This is a genomic window from Janthinobacterium lividum (assembly GCF_011601275.1).
Lineage (GTDB): Bacteria > Pseudomonadota > Gammaproteobacteria > Burkholderiales > Burkholderiaceae_D > Janthinobacterium > Janthinobacterium lividum_E.
This window is the reverse complement of the sequence record NZ_JAAOLY010000004.1, coordinates 101,111-127,917: the sequence shown is the minus strand read 5'-3', so window position 1 is coordinate 127,917 and position 26,807 is coordinate 101,111. Positions and strand designations below refer to the sequence as shown.

27 protein-coding genes and 1 tRNA gene are annotated in these 26,807 nt (G+C 60.7%); 18 read left to right on the top strand and 10 right to left on the bottom strand.

The features are described from left to right. Positions 1–5: 5 nt before the first annotated feature. A complete protein-coding gene (locus GYK42_RS07805; protein ID WP_166447028.1) occupies positions 6–614 on the top strand; it encodes a phage tail protein in 609 nt (202 codons plus the stop codon). Next, positions 611–1,882: a phage late control D family protein gene (locus GYK42_RS07800; protein ID WP_166447027.1), complete on the top strand. Its 1,272-nt coding sequence runs from the start codon at positions 611–613 to the stop codon at positions 1,880–1,882. Before GYK42_RS07805 ends, GYK42_RS07800 begins: the two co-directional genes overlap by 4 nt. A 351-nt stretch (positions 1,883–2,233) precedes the next feature. On the opposite strand, the gene GYK42_RS07795 is transcribed toward GYK42_RS07800, so the two are convergent. From GYK42_RS07795 to GYK42_RS07785, 3 genes are all read right to left on the bottom strand, one after another. Continuing rightward, positions 2,234–2,692, bottom strand: a complete 459-nt coding sequence (locus GYK42_RS07795; protein ID WP_166447026.1) for a hypothetical protein — start codon at positions 2,690–2,692, stop codon at positions 2,234–2,236. A gap of 9 nt (positions 2,693–2,701) precedes the next feature. Beyond that, a complete protein-coding gene (locus tag GYK42_RS07790; protein ID WP_166447025.1) occupies positions 2,702–3,691 on the bottom strand; it encodes an endonuclease/exonuclease/phosphatase family protein in 990 nt (329 codons plus the stop codon). A 658-nt stretch (positions 3,692–4,349) separates the two neighbouring features. Further along, positions 4,350–4,802: a helix-turn-helix domain-containing protein gene (locus GYK42_RS07785; protein WP_166447024.1), complete on the bottom strand. Its 453-nt coding sequence runs from the start codon at positions 4,800–4,802 to the stop codon at positions 4,350–4,352. Positions 4,803–4,875: 73 nt separating this feature from the next. Here GYK42_RS07785 and GYK42_RS07780 point away from each other — a divergent pair, with 73 nt between their 5' ends. The 12 genes from GYK42_RS07780 to GYK42_RS07725 all read left to right on the top strand — a co-directional run bounded on the left by GYK42_RS07780 (position 4,876) and on the right by GYK42_RS07725 (position 10,752). After that, a complete protein-coding gene (locus GYK42_RS07780; protein WP_166447023.1) occupies positions 4,876–5,079 on the top strand; it encodes a ribbon-helix-helix protein, CopG family in 204 nt (67 codons plus the stop codon). A 10-nt stretch (positions 5,080–5,089) separates the two neighbouring features. Next, positions 5,090–5,293 (top strand): hypothetical protein, encoded by a 204-nt coding sequence (locus GYK42_RS07775; RefSeq protein WP_035820909.1) that lies wholly within the window; start codon positions 5,090–5,092, stop codon positions 5,291–5,293. Positions 5,294–5,330: 37 nt separating this feature from the next. Then, positions 5,331–5,519, top strand: a complete 189-nt coding sequence (locus tag GYK42_RS07770) for a hypothetical protein (RefSeq protein WP_035825591.1) — start codon at positions 5,331–5,333, stop codon at positions 5,517–5,519. Beyond that, on the top strand, positions 5,429–5,779 hold the full coding sequence (locus tag GYK42_RS07765; protein ID WP_346768071.1) for an ogr/Delta-like zinc finger family protein: 351 nt from the start codon (positions 5,429–5,431) through the stop codon (positions 5,777–5,779). The genes GYK42_RS07770 and GYK42_RS07765 overlap by 91 nt, the downstream gene beginning before the upstream one ends. A 121-nt stretch (positions 5,780–5,900) precedes the next feature. Further along, positions 5,901–6,302: a hypothetical protein gene (locus GYK42_RS07760; protein WP_166447021.1), complete on the top strand. Its 402-nt coding sequence runs from the start codon at positions 5,901–5,903 to the stop codon at positions 6,300–6,302. A 101-nt stretch (positions 6,303–6,403) separates the two neighbouring features. After that, positions 6,404–6,757, top strand: a complete 354-nt coding sequence (locus GYK42_RS29220) for a hypothetical protein (RefSeq protein WP_034745810.1) — start codon at positions 6,404–6,406, stop codon at positions 6,755–6,757. After that, positions 6,747–8,585 (top strand): replication endonuclease, encoded by a 1,839-nt coding sequence (locus GYK42_RS07750; protein WP_166447020.1) that lies wholly within the window; start codon positions 6,747–6,749, stop codon positions 8,583–8,585. Before GYK42_RS29220 ends, GYK42_RS07750 begins: the two co-directional genes overlap by 11 nt. Then, on the top strand, positions 8,582–8,734 hold the full coding sequence (locus GYK42_RS07745) for a hypothetical protein (RefSeq protein WP_166447019.1): 153 nt from the start codon (positions 8,582–8,584) through the stop codon (positions 8,732–8,734). The genes GYK42_RS07750 and GYK42_RS07745 overlap by 4 nt, the downstream gene beginning before the upstream one ends. Further along, positions 8,728–9,030 (top strand): hypothetical protein, encoded by a 303-nt coding sequence (locus tag GYK42_RS07740; RefSeq protein ID WP_166447018.1) that lies wholly within the window; start codon positions 8,728–8,730, stop codon positions 9,028–9,030. Before GYK42_RS07745 ends, GYK42_RS07740 begins: the two co-directional genes overlap by 7 nt. Continuing rightward, positions 9,024–9,263 (top strand): hypothetical protein, encoded by a 240-nt coding sequence (locus GYK42_RS07735; RefSeq protein ID WP_166447017.1) that lies wholly within the window; start codon positions 9,024–9,026, stop codon positions 9,261–9,263. The genes GYK42_RS07740 and GYK42_RS07735 overlap by 7 nt, the downstream gene beginning before the upstream one ends. 165 nt (positions 9,264–9,428) lie before the next feature. Continuing rightward, a complete protein-coding gene (locus GYK42_RS07730) occupies positions 9,429–9,680 on the top strand; it encodes a DUF4224 domain-containing protein (protein WP_166447016.1) in 252 nt (83 codons plus the stop codon). A 13-nt stretch (positions 9,681–9,693) separates the two neighbouring features. After that, positions 9,694–10,752, top strand: coding sequence for a tyrosine-type recombinase/integrase (locus GYK42_RS07725; protein WP_166447015.1), 1,059 nt, complete (start codon positions 9,694–9,696; stop codon positions 10,750–10,752). A 130-nt stretch (positions 10,753–10,882) separates the two neighbouring features. On the opposite strand, the gene GYK42_RS07720 is transcribed toward GYK42_RS07725, so the two are convergent. The 5 genes from GYK42_RS07720 to GYK42_RS07700 form a co-directional block, all read right to left on the bottom strand. After that, positions 10,883–10,972, bottom strand: a tRNA-Ser gene (locus tag GYK42_RS07720). A gap of 84 nt (positions 10,973–11,056) precedes the next feature. After that, positions 11,057–13,102, bottom strand: a complete 2,046-nt coding sequence (locus GYK42_RS07715; RefSeq protein WP_166447014.1) for a putative bifunctional diguanylate cyclase/phosphodiesterase — start codon at positions 13,100–13,102, stop codon at positions 11,057–11,059. A 1-nt stretch (position 13,103) separates the two neighbouring features. Next, on the bottom strand, positions 13,104–14,228 hold the full coding sequence (locus GYK42_RS07710; RefSeq protein ID WP_346768070.1) for an EAL and HDOD domain-containing protein: 1,125 nt from the start codon (positions 14,226–14,228) through the stop codon (positions 13,104–13,106). A 264-nt stretch (positions 14,229–14,492) separates the two neighbouring features. Further along, entirely contained in the window at positions 14,493–15,122 is a 630-nt protein-coding gene (locus GYK42_RS07705) for a response regulator transcription factor (protein ID WP_166447012.1), read from the bottom strand. Positions 15,123–15,128: 6 nt separating this feature from the next. Beyond that, positions 15,129–16,502, bottom strand: coding sequence for a cache domain-containing protein (locus tag GYK42_RS07700; protein ID WP_166447011.1), 1,374 nt, complete (start codon positions 16,500–16,502; stop codon positions 15,129–15,131). A 245-nt stretch (positions 16,503–16,747) separates the two neighbouring features. On the opposite strand from GYK42_RS07700, the gene GYK42_RS07695 reads away from it, so the two are divergent. From GYK42_RS07695 to GYK42_RS07680, 4 genes are all read left to right on the top strand, one after another. Further along, positions 16,748–18,808: a carbon starvation CstA family protein gene (locus GYK42_RS07695; RefSeq protein WP_046682339.1), complete on the top strand. Its 2,061-nt coding sequence runs from the start codon at positions 16,748–16,750 to the stop codon at positions 18,806–18,808. Continuing rightward, positions 18,808–19,008, top strand: a complete 201-nt coding sequence (locus GYK42_RS07690; protein WP_010396213.1) for a YbdD/YjiX family protein — start codon at positions 18,808–18,810, stop codon at positions 19,006–19,008. The genes GYK42_RS07695 and GYK42_RS07690 overlap by 1 nt, the downstream gene beginning before the upstream one ends. A gap of 300 nt (positions 19,009–19,308) precedes the next feature. Then, on the top strand, positions 19,309–22,182 hold the full coding sequence (locus GYK42_RS07685) for a hybrid sensor histidine kinase/response regulator (RefSeq protein ID WP_166447010.1): 2,874 nt from the start codon (positions 19,309–19,311) through the stop codon (positions 22,180–22,182). A 1-nt stretch (position 22,183) separates the two neighbouring features. After that, positions 22,184–24,343: a putative bifunctional diguanylate cyclase/phosphodiesterase gene (locus GYK42_RS07680; protein ID WP_166447009.1), complete on the top strand. Its 2,160-nt coding sequence runs from the start codon at positions 22,184–22,186 to the stop codon at positions 24,341–24,343. Here GYK42_RS07680 and GYK42_RS07675 read toward each other — a convergent pair. Next, positions 24,312–25,445, bottom strand: a complete 1,134-nt coding sequence (locus tag GYK42_RS07675; protein WP_166447008.1) for an esterase-like activity of phytase family protein — start codon at positions 25,443–25,445, stop codon at positions 24,312–24,314. The two genes, GYK42_RS07680 and GYK42_RS07675, sit on opposite strands and share 32 nt — an antisense overlap. A 138-nt stretch (positions 25,446–25,583) precedes the next feature. Beyond that, positions 25,584–26,804, bottom strand: coding sequence for a CaiB/BaiF CoA transferase family protein (locus tag GYK42_RS07670; protein WP_166447007.1), 1,221 nt, complete (start codon positions 26,802–26,804; stop codon positions 25,584–25,586). Positions 26,805–26,807: the final 3 nt, after the last annotated feature.

The window sequence follows — 26,807 nt, the reverse complement described above, 5'->3', positions numbered from 1 at the left end:
ACACCATGATGATGATTTTAGGCATGTTCGTTTTCAGCCTGCCCACGCTGGCCTATCACGAGCTGCAGCGGCAAACGGAATGGAAGCACGCCAGCACGGCGCGCGTGGGCCTGCGCGACGCGCACCAGTATGTCGGGCCCGGCGACGACACGATTACCCTGTCCGGCTGGGTGGCGCCGGAACTGACCGGCTCCCTGTATTCGCTCGATGCGCTGCGCATGATGGCCGATACCGGCAAATCGTGGATACTGATCCAGGGCACGGGCCGCATCCTCGGCTCCTACCGCATCACCAGCATGACGGAGGGCCGCACCATCCTGGACGGCAGCGGCGGCGCCAAGCGCGTGGAGTTTTCAATTGCCCTGAAACGTGACGACGACGGCGTGCTGGCCATGGTCGGCCTGGGTGACATCGGCGACCTGAAAAACATGCTCAGCATCGACGGCATCACCAGCAGCGTGGCCGGCGCAGCCAAAAATGCCGTGGGCAGCGTGGTGGGCAATGTGGTGGGCGGCATCACGTCGAAATACGGCGGCGTCGTCAACGACATGAAAGACAAGATCGGCGCCGGCATCAGCGGCGCCATCGGCAGCGCGGCGGACAAGTTCAAATGAGCGAGCATATCCCCGCCTTCCGCGTCACCATCGAGGACAAGGACATCACCGCCATCGTCTCGCCGCGCCTCATCAATCTGACCTTGACGCTTTGCCGCGGCGACGAGAGCGACCAGCTCGACCTGGCCCTGGATGACAGCGACGGCAAGCTGGCCATGCCGCCGCGTGGCGCGCAGATCGAACTGGCGTTGGGCTGGCAATCGTCCGGCCTGGTGAACATGGGCAAGTTCACCGTGGACGAGGTGGAGCACAGCGGCGCGCCCGACACCATCACCCTGCGCGCCAGGTCGGCCAACCTGATCGACACGTTTAAGCAGCAGCAGGAACACAGCTTTCACAAGACAACCCTGGGCGCCATCATCGAGGCCATCGCCTTTCGCAATGAGCTGGCGTCAGGCGTATCAGCGCGCCTGCGCGATACCGCCATCGAGCACATCGATCAGACGCACGAAAGCGATGCGGCCTTCCTGCGCCGGCTGGGCAGGAAATACGACGCGGTGGCCACCGTCAAGAATGACAAGCTGCTGTTCATCCCCATCAACGACAGCCGCACGGCCAGCGGCAAGGCGCTGCCCGTCATCCCCATCACGCGTGCCCTGGGCGACGGCCACCGCTACCACAGCGCCGAAAGCGACGCCTACACGGGCGTGCGCGCCTTCTGGCACGACGAGCGCTACGCGCGCCGCCGCAGCGTCGTGGCCGGCGTCCCCGGCAACAGCAAGCGCCTGCGCACCACCTTCGCCAACGAAACGGACGCGCGCGCGGCGGCCGTCGCCGAATGGCAGCGCATCTTGCGTGGCCTGGCCACCTTTGAAATGAGCCTGGCCCTGGGCAACCCGGCCGTGTTCCCGCAATCGCCCGTGACGGTGAGCGGCTTCAAACCAGAGATCGACGCCACCGAATGGCTATCGGTCAAGGTCACGCACAGCCTGGGCGGCAACGGTTTTACCACACGGGTGGAGTTTGAAACGAAAACGGAGGCGGTCGAGGCCGAGCGCGAGGAAGAGAAAGACCCGGACGAAGGCGTCACGGGCGTTGTGGCCAAGTGGAAGGATGTGGCGGCGAAGAAGAAAAAATCGGGGCAGGAGCAAGCCGGCGCCGCTGGCACGCTCAAGACGCTGGAGCATCTTTACAAGAGCAAGCAGGCCGCCAAGCGGGCGGCGCTGCATGCGTGGAAGCATATTGAGGAGGTGCGCGAGATCATACGTGAAAATAGCGAGAAACCTTGGATGCCTACGCAAGCCGTAGCCGCCGCACAATCGGTATGAACGTGGGCAATTAACGTCCGCTCAGGCTTGTGGCATGCAATGTTTGCAAGCGGCCGAACCCTTCCACACAAGTTACGATAGCAACTTGCTCGCAAATATCACAAATTCTCACTTTGCCTTGGAAGGTGAGAAAGAAAAACTTATACAGTGCCTACACGAGAAAGCAAGAAAAAAGGACTTAGATTTTCATCTAAGCCCTTGACCTTATTGGTAAGCCCCCGCGGAGTCGAACCGCGCACCAAAGGATTATGAGACATATGCTCTACCTCCTCTGTAAGGCGGTACGTGTAAGTTACACATTACATCACTAAAATCTGGCAAACCTCATATTTTCAATACTTTTCCGCAACATTAAAATGGCACTACGCCATCCTCAATGTCGTCACCAGCTTTCCGCATTGCAAAACCAATCGCTTGAATTAGAGGTGATTCTGGAGACGCCAAAAAACCTGAAAAATACTCTTCCAGTTCCTCTTTACTAGAACACTTACCACCTTCGCTGAAAACCCTAGCCTTAAAAGAATATGCCCCGTACGTCACCGGATAGCCGAGGGAAGGAATGAAAATACTCGAGATAGTGATCGCTTCGGCCTTAGGATTATTTTCATCAGTATCAAAATAAATTCTAAATAAAGATCCTTTAACTTCATCCTTAATACATTGCCATTCAAGAGCAAAGTTATCCCCTGCATTTGATTTAATAGACTTATTCAACCGATCAACAATATCAACCAAATCATCAAAGGCTGTTTGATAACCCTCATTAACTACCGATAAACTACTCTTCAACAGCTCATCAAAATTTATCATAAAAATTCCTCAAATATTAATTTTTAAAAAAATCGGTAAGTGATCCGACAATCCACTATACTTCCCATTTTCACAAGAAAATTTAATAGGAAAACCTTCAGTCAGCAAAGAAGGAAGAGAGAGAATGCACGCCTCTCCCTCATCTAAAAAAGGAATTTTATCCCTTAATAAGCCACCACTCACAATAGCGTGATCAAAGTGGTGCCAAGTATGCTTCGCTTCCCAATAATAAGTGCCAGCAGAGTGTTCCGAACCGTGCAAAATTTCAGGTGATGTAATAGGATGCTTTTCTCCAAGAAGACGCCAAGAAGAATTATATAGATGGACGCGCTTTACATTATGATCAGTCCAATGAAATTTCTTAAGCGAGCGCCCTCGATGCCTATGAGCATTCAAAACACCTAAGTTTGGTTCATATGGTTCCTCATTCAAATCCCCAACAATCACAATGTCATGAAAATCTTGGTCCTGACTTATAAAATCAAAACTATATGTACTCAAGAAATCGGCAGAACGAAAGCGTCCTCGATCAGAACCGTCCTCATCGATTCGCGCCTGCCAATGGCAGGCGATAACTCTTAAACGATGTTTTCCAATCATAATTTCCAAGACTGCCATAGGCCGAGTTCCCGAGGGCACATTAGGAACAACAATAGGCAACTGCTCCTGATATTTCACATAATCAGAGTCAGGTGGAAATATCATCGCAACCTGCAAAGTTGGCTCATCACTCTTCACATCCAATGAAATAACACCAAAACCCGGAAATAATCTATCCCTCAATTCCTCAGCAGCTTTTTTTGTTATCTCGCAAAGGCATAATATATCAATTTTTTGATACTGCTTTCTTATTTCAGATATGGCATCATCAACACGTTGACATTTCGCTTTGTAATAATCTTCGTTAGCAGGCCATCGATTCTTTCCCTTTTTTTTTGAATCGAAATGAAATAAATTATTTGCATTCCACCATACTATATTTAGTGTTTTTTTATTCACATCAAACCCGATATTTATTCTTCGCACCTAGTTTTTTTTAAAAAACAACATTACATCAGCAGCTTTATTCGCTTTCACCACGCTAATCCACTGCCGCTTTTCAATAGATGAAAAAGGTATAGTTTTCGCCGCTGAATTTGATAGAAAAGGAACTGACAGCGTCAAGCCTACCGCAAATATTAAAGTTAATTTTTGACAATCTTCGTAAAACGCCTGCCGGCTCAAAACGTCCAGCAAGCTACGAATCGGAGGATAACATTCAGATCAACACAAAAATACGCATAATGTCACAAGGATATTTTGATAGCGGCAAAGTAACAGAGACGCCAGTGCGACACGTCTGATACTGGCCGATGCCAGGCGTTGCCATCGGCGAGCAAGTAGCTAACCCCATCGGCCACTCACCCAAGTCGGCAGGCCATCAGAAGTTGCTGAGGAACACTCGCATTTAATACCTCGCGCTGTCTCAATGACAACACCGACAGTGTATGCCTTACCATCAAAATAACATGAATTTTTGACAGACTTGTTGCCCATGAAAGTAATCGTTTCACATCTATATTGCGGCCAGCAACACGCAAAGAGCAAAGAGGCTAGAGCTGCAACTTTCCACCTAACTGCTGACCATATCAACGATAGCCTATCTTTCCGTCGTGCTTTACGTAGGTGATTTTTTTTTGCGCCCAACGTTGATCGTTTGGGGAGCCGTGATATCCCCATGAATTTGCTGACCTACTTTGCCATGGAAAACCATTTGTGTGTTGCGTTCGACTGTTCTGGAGGGCGGAGTAACTACCGGCTCTCCAATACCTTCCACAACACCAAGCACGCGGGCCTTCCCTCGCAAATCTAGCCGTCGATACCCAGCTAACAACTCGTTCTCATCGTCAGTCAAAGCGTTACTGGCCGGTACGCCAAGCATTACATACGACAAGTCGACTCCAATACCTGCCAGCGCGACCATATAGCCGGCATCGGGTAAGGTCTTTCCTTGCTCATAGTTAATCTGTGCGAGTTTCTTCACGCCACCAATTGCCGCGAACGCTTCTTGTGTAAGACCCAAGCGTGTTCGCTCCTGCCTTAATCTATCACCAAAAATATTTTTATCCATACATCTACGTTGACAAGTATGTTTTTACATACTATAGTTACGCCATCCTGTAGCGATTACACATCATAACATTATGAAAAACGTATCCATAGCGAGGCGCACTGCCAAGGGCGTCACGACTAAGCCTCTTGGCGTTCGTCTGACGTCTGACGAGGTAGACGAAGTCGAAGGCTACGCAGAGAAACTTGAGCGCTCCCGTGCCTGGTTTCTACGTTTCCTGATCCTGCGCGGCCTCGCCGATTACAAACGCGAACTCGCTTCCAAACCCATTCACTAAGGACAACGTCATGTACCCCGATGCAAAACGTATCCGCAGCCACCGCGTCATGCTGCGCCTCGATGACTATGAGCATCAGCTCGTTTCCTCGATCGCCAACTACCAGGGCGAAGAGCTTGCGGTGCTGGTGCGCCAGATCGTGATGCGTGAAGCCCTGGCCGTGATCGCCTTGGATGACGCCACCATCGACAGCGTACAGCGTCGCAGCGTTTAAACCGAGTCACTTTTGAGCAACTCTAAAGTTACAGAAAATGCCAGACCATCAAATTCACCTGAATGACGAAGAGCGCGCGGTGCTGGAACTCGTGCGCCAGCGCCAGGGGCTGGCAAGTATCGATCAGGCGGCGGAATGGCTCGTCAAGTCGCGCTTACGCATACAGTCGAAAAACATGACAGGTCGCGGTCGCGCCCTGTACCAAGTGGAAAGAAAGCTGAAATGAGAGTCATCGGCCTGCCCTGCCCGCATTGCGAATACACCGTCCGCGCAGTCAAAAGCCGCACGATGTCAGCCATGTTCAAGGAAATCACCTACATGTGCCAGAACCCCGACTGCGGGCACTCCTTCGTGGCAGGCCTGGAAGTGCTGCGCACCCTCTCGCTGTCCGCCATGCCCAAGCCGGATATCCGCATCCCGATGTCCCAGCATGCGCGCAAGGCGGCCACCAGCCAGCTGGCCCTGGACCTGACGGCGGGCTGCTGATGACTATCCCGATCCTCGCGCCGCCGTAGCCCGGCCGCCGTAACTCCCCCTCTTTTGCTGTGCCCTGCAGCGCTCCCTTTTGAGCGTGCGGGATTCGTTCAACCTGAAATAAGGAAAACCGATGGAAACCACGCTGCATGTTACCAATCAAGCCGCCATATCTTCGGCACCAATCACGGCCCGCCCAGCCTCGCAAAATTATGTTGTTCCTGTCGCGCCAACGTGCTTCCTGCTGCAAACCGGCGCTGGCATCAACATCGCCGCGCTGACAGTCCAAATCCATGAGATTGCCAAGACCTATCACGCCTACGGTGCTGCCAATCTGACCTTCATCGTCAGCGATGCGCAGGCACTGGAACGTGCGGGCTTTTTCGCACCGGCCAAGCAGCGCGCCCTGGTCGGCAGGCTGCCCATCGAGGTGAACTACATTTTTGCCTCCGAAGCGGGTGCCCGTCACGGCAGCGGCGCATCGCACACGCTGCCCTACTGGGCAGAACATTATTCCAAGGCAGGGGCACGCTGATGCTGCGCCTGGCCAAAGCCTGCGGCCCTTGGCTGCTGTCGCTCCTGATCGTCATTGCCCCCGGCGTGCTGCGGGCCATTGGCTTTATCAAGGACTAAACCATGCCGGCGTCCCTTATCGACAATCACCTGTCCTTCCAGCCTGCCGCCGAAATTCTGGCCGCGCGCGACAAGGATATGCCGACACCGCCAGGCGCCGGGCATGCACTGGCCGCCATCGCCGAGGCAAAGGCCCAGCTACGCAGCATCAAGCCGCGCAACCTGGCGCCCTTCATGGCCCAGGCCTGGGGATTGTCACCGCGCGGCGCGCGCCGCTCCGTGCTGATCGCCGCCGGCATGGACGCCGACCGCTGGGAATCGCCGATTCACTCATTTACCGAGGAAGAGCGCATCGAACTGCGCGCCGCTACCTCTGCCGCTATCCGTGTGTACGAAAGACTGTTGAATGCTATCTAAACAAATCCTGCTGCCTGACGCCCAGCGTCACGAAGCCTTCCTGCGATCCGCGCAATTCGCGCCCGAGCTGGCCCGCATCCCGTTCAAGTGGCGCAACCGCGTCATCACGGCGGCCCTGGCCAAGATGGCCTGGTCGTCCTGGTACAAAATTTATGAGTCCATTGCCACCAGCTTTGTGCGCGAGTTCGCCGAACAGTACGTGCCCGCCGGCGTGGACTTGTCGCAAAGCGATCATGACATCGTGGCCACAGCCGAACGCGCGGCGGCCGGCATCGTCAAGATGCTGTGGGGTGCCATTTCCGACACCCACGCCTTGCAGATCATGGAAGACGAATGTGCCTCGTATGGAATCGAACTGCCGGAATTTGACGAGGCGGCCGACACCATCGCCCGCCTGGTGGACGCCCGCTGGTGGCGCCGCCAACTGCGCAAGCGTGTAGGCCGTGCCTTTGAGGCTGGCAACATCCGCCTGGGCTACGTCAACTATCGCGGCGAACCCTACGCCAGCACCGAGGCCGTGCTGGCCCGTCTTGCGCAGAACCGCCGCAACGCGGCGGCGCTGGAAGCCACGCTGGTGCAGAACGAGCACGGCCAGCAGTTCAGCATCGCCGAGCTGGCGGAAAAAACCACGGCCAACAAGGCTATCCGGCGCGGCGAGCTGATGCTGCGTATGAACGGCTTCGAACAGATCGCCCGCGAGTGCGGTGACCAAGGCATTTTCATCACCTGGACGTGCCCGTCGCGCTTTCACTCGACACACCACAGCGGTAAGTCGAACGAAAAATACGATGGTTCGACGCCGCGCGAGGCAAACGCCTACCTGGGCAAGATGACGGCCCTGTGCCGCTCTGCGCTGGCGCGCCGTGGCATCGGCCTGTATGGTTTTCGCATCGCTGAGCCGCATCACGATGGATGCCCGCACTGGCATCTGCTGCTGTTCGTGCGCCCCACCGAAAAATACAAGACGCCATACCTACAGGACGTGGCCGGCCGCGCCATCCGCATCATGAAGCGCTACGCCTGGCGCGTGGATCGTGGCGAGCCGGGCGCCTTCCAGCGCCGCCTGGACGTCCAGCGCATCGACTGGGCTAAGGGCAGCGCCGCCGCCTACATCGCCAAGTATGTGGCCAAGAACACCGACGGCGTGGCCGAGCACAAGACCAAAGAGGGTTATCTGGTCACGCCGGAAACAGAAGGCGATATCGAACTGGTGCCCTCGGCGCGCGTCGAGGCCTGGGCCGCGCGCTGGGGCATACGTCAATTCCAGCAATGGGGCGGCGCACCCGTGACCGTGTGGCGCGAACTGCGCCGCATCGAAGAAAACATGCTCAACGAAGCGCCGGCGGCCATGCTGCTGGCCTGGGACGCCGTGCAAAAGATCGAAGGCGAAAAGCGCGCCTGCTGGGCAAAGTACCTGCGCGCCCAGGGCGGTGCCCTGGTGCCGCGCAAGGAACTGGTCATCACCCTGGCCAAGAATGAAAAGACCGTCATCGGCCGCTACGGCGAAACCCAGCGCATCACGCCCTACGGCGTGCGCTGCAGCGACCTGATCGGCGTGGTCTTCAAGTCCGTGCGCCATACGTGGACGCCGGTACAGGCCACAGGCGGGCGCGGGTTGGCTGTTGGGGTTGCCGTTCCTCGGACTCGTGTAAATAACTGTACGCACCCCGACCGCCCTGCCCCGGCAACGCCGCCGGCGGCGCCCGCGCCTGACCTGTCCAACGAGGCAAAAACAGCCGTGATTGCCGCCTGGGCGGCGGTAGGCGCCTGCCCGTGGCCCCGGCTAATCGTCCCCGACACCCCACCCCAAGAAGGAAATGGCACATGAGCACCTATGCCGTGATCGTTCGCACGCAAACCGAACGCTTTGAATTTTTTGAGGTTGCCGCATCCAGCGGCGCCGTGATCGACGCTGCCATCGACCGCTACGGCGTGTGCGGCGTTACCGCCAAACTGAAAGGAAATCCGCAATGCTGACCACCCCAACCAATTCGCCGCGGCAAATCGCCCTGGGCGACCGCGTGACGATCGACACCGACGAGGCCTGCCAGGCACAGATCGCTAACAAGCTGCGGGTTCTGCACGAGAGGCGGCGTATGGCGCAGGAGCACAAGGAGGGACTCATAGAGCAAATGCTTACCCAAATGTGCAGCATCCAAAAAACTGGTGTGTTTCAGGCTGATGTATCTGCCGCACATGCAGACATCCATGAAATCGACCTAACTTTGAACACTCTGTACGCCCAAAAGCTGAAAGGAAGCCTGCAATGCTAAACACCCTGACTAATTTGCCGCGGCAAGTCGTCCGTGGCGACCGCGTGACGTTCGATACCGATGAAGGCTACCAGGCCGGCACCGTAAACGACTTGCGCCGGGACGTAGGTAATGGCGAACTGCATGCCTGGGTCGAACTGGATCACCAGTGGGCCGGCATGTTCCGCGCAGTGCCGCTGGGCGCCATCGAAGCGGTGAAGTGCACGCCTGTAGCCCTGGGATGCCAGCCATGACAGTGAAATGGCCAGTCGCAGACATCAATTACAAAGAATTCTGCCGGCTGCGTGACTACCGCAAGCCGGGCGTCGAAGTACCGCAATACACGGAGGCCGAAGCGTTTGCCCTGGCCACAAGAAAATGCAAGGCACGGCCACCCGCCATAACGAAAGCGCCACCCAATGAATAACCTTTTTGACAATTCGATCCAGTCCGAAACCCTGAGCATGGACGAAGTCGAAACCATTTCCGGTTGCTGCCGCAAGGTCGACCAAATCAAATGGCTGCAGCAAAACGGCTGGACTTTCATCCAGAACCGCGCCGGCGCGCCCATCATCGGGCGCCTGTACGCCAGGCTGCGCTTGAGCGGTATTAATCCGGCCAGCCTGGTGGGCACGCCGGCCTGGGCGCCGGACCTGTCCAAAGTACGTTAAAAGAAAGAAAACAATGCGACCTAAGAGCACTGGCTACAAACTGCCGCCGCGCATGCTGCGCCGCGTGCGCAAGCTGAAATCGGGCGATGTGTGGATCGGCTATTACTACAACGGCCGGGACGACGCGGGCAACCGGAAGGAATACCCGCTGGGAACGGACTTGGTCGAGGCCAAGCGCCTGTGGGCCGAATATGAATGCAAGCCTGTTCCAACAGATGCCACGCTGATGGAGTACGTGTTTGCGCAGTACGCCCGCGACATCCTGCCAGGCAAGGCGCCCAGCACGCAGCGCGAGAACGCCAGTTCGTTGAGCCAGCTGCGCCCGGTATTCGACAGCGCGCCCATCGACGCCATCACGCCGCAGGACATCGCCCGCTACCGCGACGCTCGCAGCGCCAAGGTGCGCGCCAACCGCGAAATCGCGCTGCTGTCCCACGTGTTCAACATGGCAAGGGAATGGGGTTACACGAAGCGCGAGAACCCGTGCCGTGGCGTGCGCAAGAACAAGGAAGTGCCGCGCGACTTCTATGCCGACAAGGCCGTGTGGGATGCGGTACGCAATGCGGGATGCGAAGAGCTGCAGGACGCCATGGACTTGAACTACCTGACCGGGCAGCGGCCGGCGGACGTGCTCAAGATGCGCGACAGCGACTTGAAGGACGGCGCCCTGCAGGTTCGCCAGGGCAAGAGCAACAAGCTGTTGCGCATCGTCCTGGAGCATGACGGCATCAAGTCGGAACTGGCCACGGTCATCGAGCGCATTCACGCGCGCCCGCACCGGCCCCGTACCAGCTTCATCATCGCGCTGCCCAACGGTTGCCAGGTCAAGAAGTGGCATTTGCGTCTGCGCTTCGACAGCGCGCGCAAGGCGGCGGCCGAACAGGCGCTGAAGGCTGGCGACGAGGAGCTGGCCAGCCGCGTGCGCGCCTTCCAGTTCCGAGACATCCGCGCGCGCTCGGCCAGCGACATTGCCGACCTGGGCGCCGCCAGCTCGCTGCTGGGCCATAGCGAAAAAGTCATCACGGAAAAGGTCTACCGGCGCATCGGCCAGGCCGTGCGCCCCACCCGATAACGGGGTGATGCGGAAATGGTTTCCGCAAATAGTCGCCAAGTTGAGTCTGGCGCCGCCAAGGGCCAGCATGGCCAACACGACGCACAAAAAAAATAAGCCCTTGATAATCAAGGGCTTATTTCAATATTTCTGGCGGAAGCGGTGAGATTCGAACTCACGAACAGTGTAACCCGTCGCTAGTTTTCAAGACTAGTGCCTTCAACCACTCGGCCACGCTTCCAGATGGCAGCATTATACATAAAGGTCGGTGGCTTACCAATGGCTAGCACCGTTTGCCTGACAGGAAAGAGCGGGCACGCTTGAACTATACGCCCCAGTTTTCCCGCAGCGCCCGTTCGAACTCTCCTGCCGGCAATGGGCGCGAGAATAGATAGCCCTGCACTTCGTCGCAGCCGGAACTCTTCAGGAAGGCCAGTTGCTCGGCCGTTTCCACGCCTTCCGCGATCACTTTATGGTGCAGCTGCTGGGCGATGCTGATGATGGTGCTGGCGATGGCGCAGTCGCTGGCGTCGGTGGGGATGCCGGTGGTAAAAGACCTGTCGATTTTCAGGGTATCAATGGGAAAGCGCTTCAAATAGGACAGGCTTGAGTAGCCGGTGCCGAAGTCGTCCAGCGACAGCGCCACACCCAAGGCCGTGATGCGGTCCATGATGCCAATGACCCTGTCGATGTTGTGCATCAGGGTGCTTTCCGTGATTTCCAGTTCCAGCCAGGCCGCTTCCAGGCCGTAGCGGACCAGGGTCGCCGCTACCCTGGCGGGCAAGGCTGCCGTGAATTCGCGGGCGGAGACGTTGACGGCCAGGCGGATCGGCGGCAGGCCGGCCAGTTTCCATGCTTGCGCCTGGGCGCAGGCCGCTTCCAGCACCCATTCACCCACTTGCACTACCAGGCCCGTCGATTCGGCCAAAGGAATAAACTCGGCGGGCGGGATCATGCCGTGCTGCGGATGGTGCCAGCGCACCAGCGCTTCGGCGCCGATGATGCGGCCACTGGCCAAGGCGTATTTCGGCTGATAGTGCAGCAGCAGTTGCTGTTCCGACAGGGCCTGGCGCAAGCCCGTTTCCAGGCGCATGCGCGCCTGCATGCCCAGGTTCATGTCCTGGCTGTAGAAGGCCACGCTTTCCGCTTCGCCGCCGCTGTCCTGCTTGGCGCGGTACATGGCGATGTCGGCCAGGCGCAGCAGGGTTTCCGCGTCTTGTCCGTCTTGCGGATAGACGCTGATGCCGATGCTGGCGCCCACGCGCAGGTCGTGGCCTTCGATCAGGAACGGCTCCACCAGCGAGGACAGCAGTTTTTGCGCCACCATGCTGGCCTCGAAATGCTGGCCGATGTCGAACAGGCCGACGGCGAACTCATCGCCGCCCAGGCGCGCCACCAGATCCTGGTCGCGCAATACCTGGCGGAAACGCAGGGAGACCTGGCGCAGCAGTTCGTCGCCAATGCGCCGGCCCAGGGTGTCGTTGATCAGTTTAAAACGGTTCAGGTCGATGAACAGCACGCAGCCGAGCATCTTGCTGCGCTGCGCCACGCTCAGGGCCTGGTCGACCAGCTTGGCCAGCAAGGTGCGGTTGGGCAGGCTGGTCAACGGGTCGTAATACGCCAGGTGGTGCAGCCGCTCTTCGGCCAGCTTGCGTTCCGTGATGTCCGTCAGGTAGGCGATGAGTCCGATGGGCTTGTCGTCCAGGTCTTGCAGCGGCGACAGGGACAGGCTGGCCCAGAAGATCTCGCCCGACTTCTTTCGGCGCCGCACCTCCATCAGGCGTCCTCCCTGCTCCAGGAAGGCGTCGTGGAAACCCGTGTCTTCTTCGTCGTACAGGAACAGGATGTTGCGGCCCACGGCTTCCACCGAGGTGTAGCCGAACAGGCGCTCGGCGCCCTTGTTCCAGCTGGTGATGTAGCCCGTCAAGTCCATCGTCAGCACGGATTCGTGCAACTGGTCGAGGATTTGCGTCTGCTGCGCCAGCAAGGCTTCGACTTGCGCGTAGGCATGGGTCGAGCGTTGCGCCAGCGAATGCACTTGCAGGACACCGGCCGTCAGCGATGCCAGGCTGGCCAGGTGGCGGCGATCGGCGTCGTTATACAGCGGGCGGCCGGCCACGCTGTAATGGCCGAAGCAGTGGCCATCGAAACTGACTTCCTGCAGCAAGGCGGGCGTATCGCGGGGAAACGGTGCGGCCGGCGCGGCGGCGTCCGTGCTGGCCGCGGGCAGGAACTGGCCATGCGGGCTGGCCATCACGGTGCTGGCGATACGCCCCAGCTCAGCTACCAGCGCAGGGCCGCGCAAACGCACGACGGCGTCGCACAGGGCGGCGCTGTCACCGAGGAAATCCGACACCGGAAACAAGGTCATGCTAGAGGTTCCGGCTGACCTGGATGGCCCATTGGTAGGCCTGCAGCAGGCTGCGCCAATAGGTTTCTCCATCGATGCCGGCGCGGCGCAAGCCCTCGGGCGGCGGCGTGGCGCTTTCGACCAGCGCCAGCAAGGTGCCCAGCTCACCATTGCGTTCCAACAAGGCGGCGCTCACTTCGGGCGCCAGGTTCAGGGTGGCGATGATCTCTTGCATCGGCATGCCCAGCAAGACGTCGAGCAGCGAAAACACGCCTGCCATGAAGGCCAGGTCCTGCGCGTCGCGGTCGCCGCCGCGCAGCTGGCACAGCGCTTCCATCTGCGCCGCGCGCACGGCCGCCAGCGGCAGCAGCGCGTGGATCTTGCCGTCGTCCTGTTGCCGCGCATACAGCAGCAGTTGCAGCCAGCGCTGCAGCTGGCGCCGGCCCAGCAGGGTGATGGCCTGGCTGAAGCTGGTAATCGGCGCCGTGAAACCGAAGGCGGCTGAATTAACCAGCTTCAATAAATGATAGCTGAGCGACGGGTCTTGCTTGAGCGGCACTTCCAGCTCGTGCGCGTCCGCATCGCGGGCCAGCAGGCCCAGCAGCGCCATCAGCCGGCGCCGCGACGTGGCGTCTTCCGGCTCGCCTTGCTGGCGCGCATGCGGCAAGGCGTAGTCGCCGGCAAACCAGCTGACGCCAAGTTCTTGCAATGCGGCAATCTGCCCCGCGTCGGCGATGTTGTAGGCCAGGTGCGGCCCCGGCAAGGGCAGCAGCTGATGCAGGGCCGGGTGTGCGCCGGCCGCGTCAAAGCTCAGCGCGCGCGCGTCGACTTGCTCCGCCACCACGGGATTGGCATCAGCGCCATCGAGAAGGATGCGGTAGCCGGCGTCGCGCCATTGCCGGCATTTTTTCTGGAGTTGCTTGTCGCCGGCAAACTGGGCCGGCAAACGGAAGATGGTGCGTTGCGGCGCCAGTTGCGCCAGCACGGCCTCGTCCACGCCATGCGGGTCGGCCAGGGGAATGATGCAGTCGAGCGGCGCCAGGAAGGCATACGCATCGGCAGCGGCCAGCGCCGCCAGCAGCGGCGCCGTCCAGGCCTGCGGACCATGCAGGGTGACAGCGACCCACTCATTATGAGCATTGGCCACTGCTTGTAATCCCACCAACGGAAACAGGTTTGATTCAGACGCTGACATCGGTATCTCAGTGTGGGTAGGGCGCCATAGTAAATAAACTGACCGGCATTGGCAACCCTGGCCCGACAGGGATGCCCTCGACAGCGAGAATCATTCTATCCGAATCTCACCCATGAAACAGTTTAATTTTGGCAATAGATGTTCAAAAAGAACATTCCCCCGCGAGACCCGCCTGTCATGCGGGTGTGGCAAAAACCGCCGCGACACCTGCGCCGTTCAGGCGCTGCCGCCATGCGCGTGCTCGACCGCATATTTGATCAATTCGGCCTGCCCTTCGATACCGAGCTTGCGCTTGATGTTCAGCCGGTGCGTCTCCACCGTGCGCACGCTCAGGTCGAGCGCACGGGCGATCTGCTTGTTCGACTGGCCCGCCGCGATGTGCTGCAGCACCTGCTGCTCGCGCGTCGTGAGGAAGGAATCGTGCACTTGCGGCCGAGATAGCTGCCGCGCCAGGGCCGCGCTGTAATAAATGCCTCCGGACATCACCGTCTCGATGGCAAACACAATATCTTTACCAGGAGCATCTTTGAGCACATAGCCGCGCGCCCCGGCGGCGATGGCTTGCGACACGTATTCGAGCTTGTCGTGCATGGACAGGATCAGCACGGCAATCTGCGGAAACGCCTGCTTGAACAGCGCCGTTGCTTCAATGCCATTCGTGCCGCGCATATTGATATCCATCAACACGAGGTCCACCTGGTGCGTGCGCGCCTGATTCAACGCTTCGTCGGCGCCGCCCGCCTCGGCCACCACGTCGAAATGCGCCACCGCTTCCAGGCGCGCGCGCAAGCCATCGCGCACGAGGGGGTGGTCGTCCACCAGCAGTATGTTGATCTTCTCGGTCATGGTTCTCTATTTTAATGTGGAGGAAAGCTCGAGCCGCGCCAGCACCACGGTGCCGGCCGGAGACGAAGTGATGTGCAGGCTGCCGCCGATGGCTTCCATGCGTTCCGTCATGTTGCGCAAGCCGATGCCGCGCTGCGGATGCAGGGCGATGCCGTCGAAATCGAAGCCGCCGCCATTATCCCCGATGCGCAATTCGACGGCCTTGCCCGCCTCGCGCAAGCTCACCTCCACGCCGCGGGCATGGGCATGGCGCTCGCAATTGGTCAGCGCTTCCTGGGCGATGCGGAAGAGCACGGTATTCACCATATCGGGCAAGCCCTCGCCCGCCGCTGCGGGACTGGCCGTGAAGCTGGCTTGCGCGCTGCTGCTGTCATTGAATTCATGCACGAGGTGGTCGAGCGCGGCGGCCAGGCCCAGGTCATCCAAAATGGCCGGGCGCAGGTTGTGCGAAATGCGCCGCACCTCGCCCAGCACCTTGTTCAATTGCTCGGCGGCCCGCTCGAAGGTGGCGGGCGCCTTGTCTTTCTGTTCCGCATTGCCGCCCAGACGCGCGATGCCCGCCTCGATCTGCAGCTTGATGGACACGAGCCACTGGCTGATGCCGTCATGCAAGTCGCGCGACAGCCGCGCCCGCTCTTCTTCCTGCGACTCGACCACGCGCTGCGCCAGCACTTTCAGCTTGGCGTCGGCCACGCGCAATTCGCGCAGGTTCAACACGAGGCCGCAGGCAGCCACCAGCAGGGAACCGAGGATGGCGATGGCGGCGATCAGCTCCATGGTCGAGCGGATATTGCGCGATTGCTGGGCGTCGACCTTGGCCAGCGCCTGGTCCACGTCATCCATATAAATGCCGGTCCCCATCATCCAGCCCCATTCCGGCATCAGGATCACATAGCCGAGCTTGGGCGCGGACTTGTTCGTCGACGGCTTGATCCAGTTGTAGCGCTCGAAACCGCCGCCGCTCTTGGCCCGCTGCATCAGGCGCTGGATGGTCAGATTGCCTTCGGCGTCGCGCAATTGCCACAGATTCTGCCCTACCAGCTCGGGCTGGCGCGGATGCATCAGCGACTTGCCCTGCAAATCATAGATGAAGAAATAGCCATCGTCGCCATAGCTGAGGGCGGACAGGATGCGCTTGGCCTCCTCTTGCGTGGCGTCATCCTTGCGCCCCGACTGGTACAGGGAAGCGATGGAATGGCTGGCCAGGGTCACATAATGTTTGAGTTCCGCTTCCTTGCTGGCCAAATACGCTTGCTGGATGGTGGCGCGCTGTTGTTCCGCCAGGGTAATCGCCTGGTGCCGCACGGCAAACGCGATGGCGCACAGGGCGAGGATGAGCGGCGTGAGGGCCAGGAAGATGACTTTCTGTCTGAGTTTCATGTCCTTGCGCGCTCCGGCGGCGTCGATGCTGGTGGGAATGCGTGATTTTACGTCGCGGCGCGGCAATCGGTCTGCGTAGTAATACTGAGCGTTACTGCGTAGTGCTGCGCTTGCGGCAATTATACGATTCCTGAATACTCGCCATAAGCTGCAGATACACCCGATTCACACCAAACTGGCGACGACCAGGCTCGGCAGCACACATCTTCGCACGGCACAGCGCCCGTCACATTTCTGGAGGAAGCATGAACCGCATTTTCAAACAGCTCGGCTGGGCAGCGCTTGCGCTGGCAGGCGCCGGGTCCCTGGGCGTCGTCGCCCTGCAACGTGGCGAACCGATCAGTGCGATCTGGATCGTCATCGCCGCCGTCTGCGTCTATCTGATCGCCTACCGTTTCTACAGCCTGTTCATCGCCGACAAGGTTCTGGGGCTGGATGCACGCCGCATGACGCCGGCCTTCAAGCACAACGATGGCCTTGACCACGTGCCGACCAACAAATATGTACTGTTCGGCCACCATTTCGCGGCGATTGCCGGCGCCGGTCCCCTGGTCGGCCCCGTGCTGGCCGCGCAGATGGGCTATCTGCCCGGCATGCTGTGGATTTTGGCGGGCGTCGTGTTTGCGGGCGCCGTGCAGGATTTCATCGTGCTGTTTATTTCCATGCGCCGCGACGGCCGCTCCCTGGGCGACCTGATCAAGGCTGAACTGGGCGAAATTCCCGGCATGATCGCCTTGCTCGGCTGCTTCATGATCATGGTCATCATCCTGGCCGTGCTGGCATTGATCGTCGTCAAGGCGCTGACCGGTTCCCCATGGGGCAGCTTCACCGTGATGGCGACGATTCCCATCGCCCTGTTCATGGGCGTGTATTCGCGCTTCATCCGCGTGGGCCGCATCGGCGAAATCTCCATCATCGGCTTCGTCTTGCTGATGCTGGCCATCATCGGCGGCCAGTACGTGCAAGAACACGCCGTACTGGGCCCGATGTTCACGTTCACGGGCACGGAACTGACGTGGATGCTGATCGGCTACGGCTTCATCGCCTCGGTCCTGCCCGTGTGGCTGCTGCTGGCGCCGCGCGACTATCTGTCCACTTTCCTGAAGATCGGCACCATCCTGGGCCTGGCCATCGGCATCATCGTCGTCGCGCCGTACCTGAAAATGCCGGCCATGACCAAGTTCATCGACGGCTCCGGCCCCGTCTGGTCGGGCAATCTGTTCCCCTTCCTCTTCATTACGATTGCCTGCGGCGCCGTCTCCGGCTTCCACGCACTGATTTCCTCTGGCACCACGCCGAAGATGATTGAAAACGAAAGCCACGCCCGCTTCATCGGCTATGGCGCCATGCTGATGGAATCGTTCGTTGCCATCATGGCCCTGGTGGCCGCCTCGACCATCGAGCCGGGCATCTATTTCGCCATGAACAGCCCGGCCGCCCTGATCGGCACCACAGCAGAGTCCGCCGCACAGGCGATCTCGCAATGGGGCTTCTATGTCACGCCGGAGATGCTGACGCAGACGGCCAAGGACGTTGGCGAGCACAGCATCATCTCGCGCGCCGGCGGCGCACCGACCCTGGCCGTCGGCATGGCGCAGATTTTGTCCGGCGCCATCGGCGGCAAGGCCATGATGGCCTTCTGGTACCACTTCGCGATCCTGTTCGAGGCGCTGTTCATCCTGACGGCCGTCGATGCGGGCACGCGTGCCGGCCGCTTCATGCTGCAAGACTTGCTGGGCAGCTTCGTGCCAGCGCTGAAACAGACGGAAAACGTCATCGCCAACCTGCTGGCCACGGGCCTGTGCGTGGCGGCCTGGGGCTACTTCCTGTACCAGGGCGTGGTCGATCCGCTGGGCGGCATCAACACCTTGTGGCCGCTGTTCGGCATCGCCAACCAGATGCTGGCCGCGATTGCGCTGATCCTCGGCACCTGCGTGCTGTTCAAGATGAAACGTGGCCAATACGCATGGGTCACCATCACGCCGACGATCTGGCTGCTGCTGTGCACCCTGACGGCGGGCTGGCAAAAGATTTTCGACGCCAATCCTCGCGTCGGCTTCCTCGCGCACGCCAAGAAATATTCGGCGGCACTCGATGAAGGCACCCTGCTGGCGCCGGCCAAGTCGGTGGCGCAGATGCAGCAGATCATCTTCAACGATTACCTGGACGCCGGCCTGGCCGCCTTCTTCGTGGTGGTCGTCGTCAGCGTGCTGTTCTTCGGTATCCGCACCATCATGAAGGCGCGCGCCGACAGCAAGCCGAGCACCAAGGAAACGCCGTTCCAGGCCTTGCCCACGGTGCAATAATGATCGACGAAATCATCAAGGCTGGACGATATCTGGGGCAAAGCATGCGGCTCATGTGCGGCTTGCCCGAGTACGACACCTACGTGGCCCACCGGGAAGTCACCCATCCCGGCGAGCCGATGATGACGTATGAAGAGTTCTTCCGCGAACGGCAGGAAGCCCGCTATGGTGGCGCCGGCAAACGTGGCGGCTGTTGCTAGCGGACACCGGACCAAACCTGCTGCGCGTCGGTATAGGCGGCCTGCGATGCTCACCGTACTAGAGTACGGTTGCGCTTCTTAGCCGTCTCTCCCTTCCGCTCGCGACGGTTTTGTCCGGTGTTGTGACGCAGTATGAAGGGCGGTCTTGTTGGGCCGCCCCATTCATTTCCTCTCTTATAAGTTCCCCTCCCCTCTCCTCCATTAGACCCACATCAATATCGGGATGTGTCTTCGCGTCTATATTTTTCCAATAGGAAATTAAAAAACAGTCAACTGGCCGACCGGAGAAGCGCCGCAACCATGTTCAATTTCCAACGCTCCAGCATCAGCCAGAAGCTGACCATGATTTCGGTACTCTCGTCTGGCTGCGCGCTGCTGCTGGTGTTCGTGGCGTTTGCGCTGACGTCCGTGCTCAGCCACAAGGACGATGAAGGCAAGCAGTTGCTATCCATGGCGGGCGTGATCGGTGCGGCCGGCACGGCGCCATTGCTGGCAGGCAAATCGGCACAGCCGCAGGCGGAACAGGTGCTGGCCGCGCTGGCCGCGCGCGACGAGATCGCCCAGGCGGCCCTGTTCGACCGGAACGGGCGCCTGTTCGCCCTGTACCGCGCGCAGCAGCATGCGGATGGCCTGGCGGCGCCGGAAGACCTGGAGCCGGCCTTGCTGGCCGACATCGCCGTGCAGCCCTTTACGCAAGGCACGGGCACGGCCCTGGCGCCCGCCATGCGTCTGTACCGCCCCGTCTACCGGCCAGGCGAGCCGCGGCAGCTGATCGGCGCCGTGCTGATCGAGGCCGACCTGAACCACATGTGGCGCGACATCGGCCGCCACGTGGGCGCCATCGGCGGCGCCACCGTCCTGTCCTTCCTGATCGCCGTGTTCCTCGCGCGACGCTTCAAGAGCGTGATTGCCGAACCCATCACCAAGCTGATCGATACGGCGCAAAAAGTGTCGAGCAGCCAGACCTACAGCCACCGCATCGCGCACCAGCGCAGCGACGAGCTGGGGGTGCTGATCGACAGTTTCAACGACATGCTGGCGCAGATCGACAGCCGCGACAGCACCCTGGCCAATTACCGCGACCAGCTTGAGCGCCAGGTGGGCGTGCGCACGGCGCAGCTGGAAAAGGCCAAGGACGCGGCCGAGGCGGCCAGCCAGGCGAAGAGCGCATTCCTCGCCACCATGAGCCATGAAATCCGCACACCGATGAATGGCGTGCTGGGCATGACGGAACTGCTGCTGGCCAGCCCTTTGAGCCCGCAGCAGCGCCATTACACGAGCATGGTGCAGCGCTCGGGACAGAATTTGCTGGTGATCATCAACGACATCCTCGACTTTTCCAAGATCGAGGCGGGCAAGCTGAGCGTGGAATACATCCGCTTCAATTTCCGCGAATTGCTCGACGATATAGAACACGTGTTCGCACCGCAGGCGCAAGCGAAAAGCATCAGCCTGGAATTCGACATCGCGTTTGACATTCCCATCGCCATCTGCGGCGACCCGAATCGCTTGCGCCAGATCATCGTCAATCTGCTGGGCAACGCCATCAAATTCACGGAAACGGGCAAGGTCACCGTGAAAGTGACCGTCTGCAGCGAAGACGCGCCCAGCGTGGGCTTGCGCTTCGAGGTGCACGACACGGGCATCGGCGTGTCGAACGAGGCGCAGACGCGCATCTTCGAATCGTTCTCGCAGGCGGACGGTTCGACCACGCGCAAGCATGGCGGCACGGGCCTGGGACTGACGATCTCGAAGCAGCTGGTGGAGCTGATGGGCGGCACTATCGGCGTTGATAATGCTTTAACGCAAGGATCGATCTTCTGGTTCGAAGTAAATTTCGATAAGCGGAGAGTCGACAGCGACGACCCGTCCTTCAACCTGAAAACCACGCGAGGGTTACGCGCCTTGATCGTCGACCACACACCGGCCACGCGCGCCGTGCTGGAGCGGCAACTGGCCAGCTGGCACATCGTCAGCGACAGCACCGGCACGGCCAGCGACTGCCTGGCCAAGCTGCACGCAGCCGCCCAGGCGGGCACCCCGTATGGCGTGGCCCTGCTCGACATGGAATTGCCGCGCACCAGCGGCCTGGCCCTGGCGGCCACCATCAAGAGCGACCCGCTGCTGGCCGACCTCAAATTATTACTGCTGAGCACGGAACCGGCGGCGGCCGACCCGGTGCAGCGGCGCGAGGCGGGCGTGGCCTTCCAGCTGATCAAGCCGGCCCGCGAATGCGACCTGTTCGACTGCATCGTCACGCCGCCGCGCGCCAGCGATAGCCTGCGCATCGTTCCACCGCACACGGGGCGCCATGCCGTACGCCCCCCCGGCCGGCGCCAGCGCCGCCGCGTGCTGCTGGCCGAGGACAATCCCGTCAACGTGGAAGTGGCGCTGGCCATGCTCGACAGCCTGGGCCTGGACGTGGTCTGCGCGCGCAACGGCGAACAGGCCTTGCAGGCGGCGCAGGCCGAGGATTTCGATTTGATCTTGATGGATTGCCAGATGCCCGTGATGGATGGCTTTGCCGCCACGGCGGAAATCCGCCGCCACGAACAGCAGTGCGGCCACGCGCGCGTGCTGCCCATCGTCGCCATCACGGCCAATGCCCTGCAGGGCGACCGCGAAGCGTGCCTGGCGGCCGGCATGGACGACTACCTGAGCAAGCCGTTCACGCAGCAGGACCTGGGCCACACGATTGCCCGCTGGATCACCCTGCCGCGCGCGGCCACCGTGCACCACAGCGAATTGCCGGAGCTGCAAACGCCACCAGCGGTGCCGCCCCCCACGCCCGAGGCCGCACCCGAGACCGCACCCGCCGGCCAGCCGCTGAACCGGCAGGCGCTGGAAAACATCCGCGCCCTGTCCGGCACCGATGGCGATGCGCTGCTCGAGCGGGTCATCCTCGCCTTTACCAGTGAGACGCCGCGCCAGTTGAGCGCCATGCGCGCAGCGATTGCCGGCGCGGATGCGGAAGCGCTGCGCAAGGTGGCGCACAGCCTCAAGTCGGGCAGCGCCAACGTGGGTGCCGATGGCCTGGCGCAGCTGTGCAAGGAGATGGAAAAACTGGGCCGCGCCGGCAGCACAGAGGGTGCCGCTGCCCTGCTGCAGCAGATGCAGCAAGCCTTCCTGACCGTACGCGAATCGCTGAACGCCATCCTCGTGAAGGAACACTGACATGACAGCGCCCCTCTCCCCTCCCCGCGGCCTGGTGCTGGTGGCCGACGACGATCCCGTGATGCGCTTGCTGATGCGGCAAATGCTCACGCAGGTGGGCCTGGACGTGATCGAGGCCGAAGACGGCGTGCAGGCGTTGGCCAGCTACAAGCACAGCGGGCCGGACCTCGTCATGCTCGACGTCGACATGCCGGCCATGGACGGCTTTGCCGTGTGCCGAGAAATCCGCCACCAGGAAGTGGGCGGCACGGTGCCCATCATCATGGTCACGGGCGGCGACGAACTGGAAGCCGTCACGCGCGCCTACGAGGTGGGCGCGACGGATTTCATTTCCAAGCCCATCAACTGGCCCATCCTTGGGCACCGCGTGCTGTACGTGCTGCGCGCCAGCGACGCCATCGCCCGCCTGCGCATCGCCGACGCGCACAACCGCGCCGTGCTGGCCGCCATCCCCGACACTTTCTTTCGCCTCAACCGCGAGGGTTTTTATCTCGACTACGAACAGGGGCACGACGCCAGCGCCGGCTTTTCCCTCAGCGACTGCGTGGGCAGCCATATCCGCGACGTGCTGCCGCCCGAAATCGCCGCGCGCCTGCTCGACCAGGCGCACGCGGTGCTGGCCACGCAACACATCGGCTCGGTCGACTACACGCTCACGCACGAAGACAGCACGCGCCATTTCGAAGCACGCCTGGTGGCGACGGGGGCCGATGAAGTGCTGGGCCTGGTGCGCGACATCAGCGAGCGCAAACGCACGGAAGAACAGATCCGCCGCCTCGCCTATTGCGACAGCCTGACGGGCATTCCCAACCGGCAAGCGTTCCTGGAAACGCTGGAACGCGAACTGGTGCGTTCGAAAGAGCACGACAAGAAATTCGCCGTGCTGTTCATGGACCTCGACGCCTTCAAGCGCATCAACGACACCCTGGGCCACGACGTGGGCGACCATTTGCTCAAGGTGGTGTCCGAGCGCCTGCGCGAAACCATCCGCCCCAGCGACCTGGTGCTGCGCGCCGAATACGAGCTCAACGGCATCTCCGGCGGCAGCAACCTGGCGCGCCTGGGCGGCGACGAATTCACGATATTGATACCCGACCTGGAGCGGGTGGAAGACGCGCTGAACGTGGCGCACCGGGTCAAGGAAGCCATGCGCCGCCCGTTCATGATCGAGGTGCACGAGATTTTCGTCACGGCCAGCATCGGCATTTCGCTGTATCCGGAAGATGGCGAGGATTGCAACTCGCTGCTCAAATATGCGGACACGGCCATGTACCACGCGAAGAATTGCGGCAAGAACAACGCCAAGTTGTACAGCTCTTCACTGACCATGGAAATCATGAGCCACGTCAAGATGGAAGTGGGCTTGAGGAAAGCCTTGCAGAACAACGAGCTGTACCTGCTGTACCAGCCGCAGATCGACGTGCCCAGCACGCAGATCGTCGGCGTGGAAGCGCTGGTCCGGTGGCGCCATCCGGAACGAGGCATCATCTCGCCCACGGAATTCATCCCGCTGGCCGAGGAAACGGGGCTCATCGTGCCCATCGGCGAATGGGTGCTGCGCACGGCGTGCAACCAGGCCAAGGCATGGCAAAGCCATGGCGGGCGTGCCATCCGCATGGCCGTGAACCTGTCGGCCAAGCAATTCAAGGATGAAAACCTGATGCAGATCGTGCTCTCGGCCCTGGCCGACACGGGGCTCGATGCGCGCCTGCTGGAACTGGAATTGACGGAAGGCACTTTGATGGACGATGCGCGCGCCACCATGGTGACCCTGGAGCAATTGCGCGGCATCGGTGTGTATTTGTCCATCGACGACTTCGGCACGGGATATTCGTCAATGAATTATCTGAAACGCTTCGACGTGCGGGCCTTGAAGATCGACAAGAGTTTTATTGCCGGCTTGCCGCAGGATGCGGAAAACGCGGCCATCACGCGCGCCATCATCGCCATGGCGCATGGCTTGAAAATGGTGGTGGTGGCCGAAGGCGTGGAAACGGACGAGCAGCTGGTGATGCTGGAAGAATACGGCTGCGACATGGTGCAAGGCTATTTCCTGGGCCACCCCTCGCCGCACGATACGATCACGGCGATGCTGGCCAGGCAGACGAAGCAGCTGGCCAGCGTGGAAACTAGAGCACTTCGAAGGCAAGGATTTGCGTGACTTGCTGCGGATTAAAATTGTCGTCGGAAATCAATACGAGGCTGCGGCGGCCGTTTTCCAGGCGCGGCCCCCAGCTGATGCCTTCGATATTGTCGACCCGTGCCAAGCCGATCTTTTCCAGGTCCAGCAGCAATCGCTTGCGCGCCGGCACGTAGGTCGCGCCCGCCAGGGCCGGCAGCGCCTGCACATCGGTGGCGCCCTCCGTATCCATCTCGTAGATACGCACATGGTTTCTATAGACGCCGTCCGCGTTGGCCACGCCGGCCCGCTCCACCACCAGCACCTGGCGATCGTTGACGGCGAGGATTTCCGACACGCCATTGTCCGCTTCACGCCCCGGCGCGGGCCGGGACGCCACGGGCTCGATAGCATACGCATACTGGCCCAGCACCTTGCCCGCGCGGTCCAGACGCGTGATGCGCACGACGGAGCCCTTATCGGGCGTGGCCAGCGGGCCATCCTGGTACAGGGCCGCTTCCATGCCCAGCCACAGGCTCTTGCCATCGCTGGCAAACGACAGCGCTTCAAACGTCATATTGTTGCGCGAGCCGATTTCTTCCTTCGAGACATTGAACATGGCCGGTGTCGGCAAGGTGGCCAGGTAACGGCCGCCGCTGTCGGCGTGGCGCACGAACGGGTGCAAGCCCACCTTGCGGTTGCCTTCGCTGCCGTACCACAAGCTGCCATCCTGCGGATCGACGCGGATGGTTTCGATGTCGGCCACCTGATCGCCCTGGTCCAGTTTGGCATGCGCCAGGTTCGGATAGCGGCTGCCGTCGGGCTGCGTGAAGAAATGCACGCTGCTCAGGCTCACGCTGGAGAAGGCCTTGCTGTCGTAATTCAAGGCGGCCCGGTAGAAGCGGGCCGGATTGATTTCCGAGCGGTCATCGCTTTCCATCACCCAGCTCTTGCTGGCCGCATCGTAATCGATGCCGGACAAGCCGCCCACCGTCGTGCCCTGGAACGCGTATTTAAGCGCGATGCGCTGCTCGCCGATCAGGCGCAGGCCCGTAATCGATGCATCGTGCGGGAAGCTGGCACAGGCGGAGAGGAGGATAGTGCTGGATGCCAGGACAAGCGCACGGTGAAAAAAACGATGCATGATAGATATCAGATGAGTTGCGTAGGTCGGCTTAGCGCGAAGCGCGTAAGCCGACAACATTGTTAACTTGGCCGGTGGTGGCGTCGGATTACGCGGCGTGCCGCCGCTAATCCGACCTATCTTCCAAACATCATCCCACTACACCACCCCATCGGCCTTCAGCCGCGCGATGGCGGTAGCATCAAACCCCAGCGACGCCAGCACCTCGTCGTTGTGCTGGCCCAGGGTCGGCCCCAGCCACTGGGTCTTGCCCGGCGTGGCGGACAGTTTCGGGCTGATGGCGGGCAATCTGACGGGCGTGCCGTCGGGGAACTGATGCTGTTCGAACATGTCGCGGGCGAGAAATTGCGGATCGCTCATCATGTCGCGTACAGAGTAGATTTTGCCGGCCGGTACGTCAGCCGCCTTCAGCACGGCCAGCGCGCAGTCTATCGTGTGCGTGGCGCACCAGGCGCCGATGGCGTCGTCGATTTCCTGCGTGCGCGCGACCCTGCCATCGTTGCGCGCCAGCTGCGGGTCGCCCGCCATGTCGATGCGGCCCATGGCCAGCATCAGGCGCTTGAAGATGGCGTCGCCATTGCCGGCAATCACGATGTTTTCGCCATCGCCCGTCGTGTAGGTATTCGAGGGAACGATGCCGGGGAGCGAGCCACCCGTGCGTTCGCGTACCACGCCCGCCTGGTCGTACTCGGGCACCAGGGACTCCATCAGGTTGAAGACGGATTCATACAGGGCCACATCGACCATCTGGCCTTCGCCGACAGCCGCCCCGCCCGTCACGTCGCGGTGGCGCAAGGCCATCATGGCGCCGATCACGCCGTGCAGCGCCGCGACCGAATCGCCGATCGACACGCCGACGCGCACGGGCGGGCGGTCGGCAAAGCCGGACACATAACGCAAGCCACCCATCGATTCGCCGATGGCGCCGAAACCGGGCAAATCCTTCATCGGCCCCGTCTGGCCAAAGCCGGACAGGCGCACCATGATGAGGGACGGTTTGATCTGCTTGAGCTGTTCGTAGCCGAGATCCCACTTTTCCAGCACGCCGGGGCGGTAGTTCTCGATGATGATGTCCGCTTCCAGGGCCAGCTGGCGGGCGATGGCGCGCCCTTCCGGCGCTTTCAGGTTCAGGGTGACGCTTTTCTTGTTGCGCGCCTGCACCGACCACCACAGCGAGGTGCCGTCTTTCAGCACGCGCCAGGTACGGATGGGGTCGCCGCCATCGGGCGACTCGATCTTGATCACGTCGGCGCCGAATTCGGCCAGCATGCGGGCGCAGAACGGGCCCGCGATCAGGGTGCCCAATTCCAGCACTTTAATGCCTTGCAGTGGACCAGTGGTCGCGGAAGATTCTGTCATAGA